The 4,876-nt window shown below is 63.3% G+C and carries 7 protein-coding genes; 4 read left to right on the forward strand and 3 right to left on the reverse strand.

The features are described 5' to 3' along the window. The 4 genes from EOA28_RS24990 to EOA28_RS25005 form a co-directional block, all read left to right on the forward strand. A partial coding sequence (locus tag EOA28_RS24990; protein WP_148670837.1) for a RidA family protein occupies positions 1–264 on the forward strand: 264 nt, incomplete at its 5' end. 8 nt (positions 265–272) lie between these two features. Next, the gene (locus tag EOA28_RS24995; protein ID WP_127251501.1) at positions 273–1,001 is read left to right on the forward strand and encodes a glycerophosphodiester phosphodiesterase; all 729 of its coding nucleotides are present in this window, start codon (positions 273–275) and stop codon (positions 999–1,001) included. A gap of 55 nt (positions 1,002–1,056) precedes the next feature. After that, entirely contained in the window at positions 1,057–2,271 is a 1,215-nt protein-coding gene (locus tag EOA28_RS25000; protein WP_126082643.1) for a GNAT family N-acetyltransferase, read from the forward strand. A 106-nt stretch (positions 2,272–2,377) separates the two neighbouring features. Further along, entirely contained in the window at positions 2,378–2,806 is a 429-nt protein-coding gene (locus EOA28_RS25005; protein WP_127251495.1) for an HIT domain-containing protein, read from the forward strand. 12 nt (positions 2,807–2,818) lie between these two features. On the opposite strand, the gene EOA28_RS25010 is transcribed toward EOA28_RS25005, so the two are convergent. From EOA28_RS25010 to EOA28_RS25020, 3 genes are all read right to left on the reverse strand, one after another. Further along, entirely contained in the window at positions 2,819–3,169 is a 351-nt protein-coding gene (locus EOA28_RS25010; protein ID WP_189342172.1) for an AzlD domain-containing protein, read from the reverse strand. Further along, complete coding sequence (locus EOA28_RS25015; protein ID WP_128315395.1) at positions 3,166–3,903, reverse strand: AzlC family ABC transporter permease; 738 nt, start codon at positions 3,901–3,903, stop codon at positions 3,166–3,168. Before EOA28_RS25015 ends, EOA28_RS25010 begins: the two co-directional genes overlap by 4 nt. Positions 3,904–4,110: 207 nt before the next feature. After that, a partial coding sequence (locus tag EOA28_RS25020; protein WP_148670838.1) for an AAA family ATPase occupies positions 4,111–4,876 on the reverse strand: 766 nt, incomplete at its 5' end.

Consider the following 4,876-nt stretch of genomic DNA (forward strand, 5'->3'; position numbering starts at 1 on the left):
GCGAAATTCTGCGCCATCAACATCCTGGCGCAGGCCAAGGCGGCGCTCGGCGATCTCGAAAGGATCCGGCGCGTGGTCAAGATCACTGTCTTCGTCGCCTCCGCTCCTGATTTCGTCGAGCAGCATCTTGTTGCCAACGGCGCCTCCGACTTCCTGGTCGCGGCACTCGGCGAGCGTGGCAAGCACGCCCGATCCGCCGTCGGCACCGCCACGCTGCCGCTCAACGCCGCGGTCGAAATCGAAGCGATCTTCGAAGTCGAGTGATGCCCAACATGACCGATCTCTCCTGGCTGATTGCCCGCCCCGTCGCGCATCGCGGCTTTCACGACATGAACAAGACCCGCTGGGAGAACACGCTGTCGGCCTTCGCCGCGGCGGCCGAACGCGGCTATGCCATCGAATGCGACGTGCATCTCTCGTCGGATGGCGTCCCGGTGATCATCCATGACGGCGACCTGAAGCGCCTGATTGGCGAGGACGGCTTCATCTGGCAACGCACCGCAGCCGAACTGGCGACGCTCAGGATCGGCGGCACCAAGGACCATGTGCCGACGCTGCAGGAAGCGCTCGACCTGATCGACGGCCGCGTGCCGCTGGTGGTCGAACTGAAAGGCGTTCCCGGCCATGACGCGGGCCTGGTGGCAGCCGTCGGCCGGCTGCTCAAGCGCTACAAGGGCAAGGTGGCCATCATGTCGTTCGATCACTGGCTGATCCGCGACTTCGCCAGGGACGCGCCGGGCATCCCCGGTGGATTGACCGCCTACGGCAAGGACAACCAGCTGATCGAGGCGCATTTCGCCATGCTCGCGCATGATCTCGCCTTCACCTCCTACGCCGCGGGCGACCTGCCCAACCCCTTCGTCAGCTTCGTGCGTGAAAAGCTGAAGATGCCCGTCATCACCTGGACCGTGCATGACCAGCCGGCGGTCGACCTCACCTTCAAATATGCCGACCAGATGACCTTCGAGGGTTTCGAACCCGGCCTGGTAAGAGTCGCTTGAGCCGGGTGCCTCAAACGTGACTTGTAGCTGCCCCGGCGAAGCTTAAATAAGCCCCATGGATCAAGGCGACGACGATGATGGACGGGCAGCGAACGCGGATTATGCGATCCGCGTCGCGGCAGGCATCGGCGCGTTCACATGCGAGGAATGGGACGGCTTTGCCGGGACCACGCGCGGCGATAAAGAAAACGGCTACAACCCGCTGGTTTCATTCGCTTTTCTGAGCGCCTTGGAAGATTCCGGCTGCGCTGTTCGGCGCACCGGCTGGCAAGGTCATCACCTTAGACTTGAAACCGCGCAAGGCGGGCTTCTCGGCGCTGTCCCTTGTTATCTCAAATCGCACAGCCAGGGGGAATATGTCTTCGACCATGGCTGGTCCGACGCCTTCGAGCGCGCCGGCGGCCGCTACTATCCCAAGCTGCAATGCTCGGTGCCGTTCACGCCGGTGACCGGCCCTCGCCTGCTCGTCAGCAGGGGCGAGGACGCAGGCGCCGTGAAGGCAGGCCTGGCGGAGGGGTTGAAACTCGTGACCGACAAGCTCGGCGTCTCTTCCGCGCATGTCACCTTCGCAAACGAGCCCGACGTGGCGACGCTGGAGGCGGCGGGGTTCCTGCATCGCACCGACCAGCAGTTCCATTTCTTCAATGAAGGCTTTTCGACCTATGACGACTTCCTCGCCACCCTTGCCTCGCGCAAGCGCAAGGCGATGAAGAAGGAGCGCCGCGAGGCGCTTGCCGAGGGCATCTCGATCGACTGGCTGACCGGCAAGGATATCACCGAAAGCACCTGGGATGACTTCTTCGCCTTCTACATGGATACCGGCGGCCGCAAATGGGGCAGGCCTTATCTCAACCGGCAGTTCTTCTCGCTGATCGGCGAGCGCATGGCCGAGGACATTCTTCTGGTGATGGCCAAGCGCAATGGCCGCTACATTGCCGGCGCCATCAACTTCATCGGTTCCGATGCGCTCTATGGCCGCAACTGGGGCTGCATCGAGGACCACCCTTTCCTGCATTTCGAGGTCTGCTACCACCAGGCCATCGACTTCGCCATCGAGCACAAGCTCAAGGTGGTGGAGGCAGGCGCGCAGGGCGAGCACAAGCTGGCGCGCGGCTACCGTCCGGTGACCATGCATTCGGCGCACTACATTTCGCATCCCGGCTTACGCAACGCCGTCGCCGATTATCTCAGGCGCGAGCGGCGCGAGGTCGAACGCATGGGCGAGTATCTCGAAGAGCACACGCCCTTCCGCAAGGATCTCGGCGAATAATCCTGGGCAGCGAAGGCAGCTTGGCGGTCGATCTCGCCTGAGCGCCTTGCCGCCCACCGGCGGCTTCGCTACACCGGACGGCGAACGCAATTGGGAGTGTCACCCCATGGCCGAAGCCTATGATCCCGGCAACATCTTCGCGAAAATCCTGCGCGGCGAGATCCCCTCGCACGGCGTCTATGAGGACGACGCGGTGGTCGCCTTCATGGATGTGATGCCGCAAGGCACGGGCCACACGCTGGTCGTGCCGAAGGCGCCGTCGCGCAACATCCTCGACGCCGATCCGGCAACGTTCGCCGCGCTGTTCGCGGTCGTGCAGAAGGTGGCGGTGGCGGTGAAAAAGGCCTTCAACGCCGACGGCGTCACCATCATGCAGTTCAACGAGCCGGCTTCCGGGCAGACCGTCTATCACCTTCATGTCCACGTCGTTCCGCGCTTCGAGGGCGTGCCGTTGAAGCCGCATTCCGGACAGATGGAAAAGCCGGAGGTGCTGGCCGAGAATGCCGGCAAGATCCGGGCGGCTCTGGCGGGCTGAGATGGGGCGAAATCAAAAGTTCAGATAAAGTCCCGCCAGAAGCAAAAACTCGGCTGTGGCGATGCCGACGACCATGCGCTTTCCCGACGCCAGATAGGCGACGAAACCCAGGGCCGCCGCCGCTATCCTCAAGCCAAGCGAAGTGTGCGCCAGCGCGCCGCCTGGAAAGACAATCAGGTTGCCGATGACGGCGGCAACAAGCGCCGTCGCCATGGTGCGAACCAGCACCAACAGGTCTGAATCTTCGGAAAGCTTGCCGCCAAGATAGACGCCGAGGAAGCGCCAGATATCCGTCGCGGCGAAACCGGCGACGAGAATGAACATGTATGGCCCCCACCAGGCGCCGCTGGAAAAGTAACTCACGCTGCGCGCCCCTTGCGCCGCCACAATTGCAAGCCACAGGCGACCGTGCCGCCGATCAGTCCGGCAACCAGCAAATCGATCTGCGGCAACACTATGTGGAAGACCGGTCCGAGGACGAGGCCCAGGACCATTGCGACATGCCCTGCCCGCTCGCGTGCGGACCCCCACAACGAGGTCAGGAAATACATCGGCGTCAACATCAGCAACGCCGCCGAAACGGCGGACGGCAGCGCATCCGCCACTGCATAAACGACGGTCACGACGATGACATTCGTCGTCACCAGCGTGCCGCCGAGGCCGGCATAGTAAGTCGTACGCATTTGAGGCGGGACGCGCTTGAGGCGCTCCATGGCCAGCACCCAGGAGGTCACGGCCACGAAATGCGCCAGGAGGTAGAGCACGCATTGCCGGGTTTTCCCGGTGCGCATCTCGGGTGCCAGCGCCATCACCATCGGCATCAGACGTATGGCGGACAACGTGACGGCGAACATCGCCGCCGGCAGCGCCGCTCCCGATGCGATCGCACCCACCAGCACGACCATTGATGGCAGCGCCCACACCGTTCCGGTCATGAAAGCGGCCTGCGCCACCGTGACCCCGGCGTCTTTCGCCAGGGCGGCAAAGCCAATGAACGAGCTGACGAGGATTAGGCCAGGCAGGGAAAAGGCCGCGCGGGCACCACGCAGGAACCAAGTGGAACGAGGCGCTGTGACGTCCGAGGTCCAAGTCGACATGTGCCGGCCATAGCATGCGCGGCCATAGGATGCGACCGCACCGACACGGGCGCATCGTCTTTCCATTGATCCAGGAAAATCCGTTGGCGGTTGGAGGACATCGGCCACGCGCACCGTTAAATTAAGGACAATCCGGCCGATTTCCACGTTTCCTTGCAACAAAAAAGCCCCGTTGCCGGGGCTTTCTGCAATTCGGGGTAAGGCCGATCAGCCTTTGCGCGGCAGTTGCGGCACAAGGCTGCGCTTGTTGCCGTCCTTGCCCTTCGGTTCCGGCTTCTGCGCCACGGCCTTCTTGGGCGCAGGCTTCTTGGCCACCGCCTTCTTCGGCTTCGGCGCGTCTTCCGGCTCTTCCTTCTTCGGCTGCACGGGCGACTCGTCGGCGAGCGATTCGAGCTTCAGGCCGGACTCGCCGGTTTCCTTCTTCTCGACGGTGACGCGCACCGTGCCGCCTTTCTTCAGCTTGCCGAACAGCACTTCGTCGGCCAGCGGCTTCTTGATGTGCTCCTGGATGACCCGGCCGAGCGGACGCGCGCCCATGCGCTCGTCATAGCCCTTGTCGGCCAGCCAGGCGATCGCGTCCTGCGACAGGTCGAAGGTGACGCCACGCTCGGAGAGTTGGGCCTCGAGCTGCATGACGAACTTCTGCACCACCTGATGGATCACCGGCACCGGCAGCGAGCCGAACGGGATGATCGCGTCGAGACGATTGCGGAACTCCGGCGTGAACAGCCGGTTGATCGCCTCGACATCGTCGCCTTCACGCTTGGTCGAGCCGAAGCCGATCGCCGCGCGCTGCGCATCCGACGCGCCCGCATTGGTGGTCATGATCAGGATCACGTTGCGGAAGTCGATCTGCTTGCCGTTATGGTCGGTCAGCTTGCCATGGTCCATCACCTGCAACAGGATGTTGAACAGGTCCGGATGCGCCTTCTCGACCTCGTCGAGCAGCAGCACGCAATGCGGATGCTGGTCC

It is taken from the genome of Mesorhizobium sp. M2A.F.Ca.ET.067.02.1.1 (assembly GCF_004023285.1).
Taxonomy (GTDB): domain Bacteria; phylum Pseudomonadota; class Alphaproteobacteria; order Rhizobiales; family Rhizobiaceae; genus Mesorhizobium.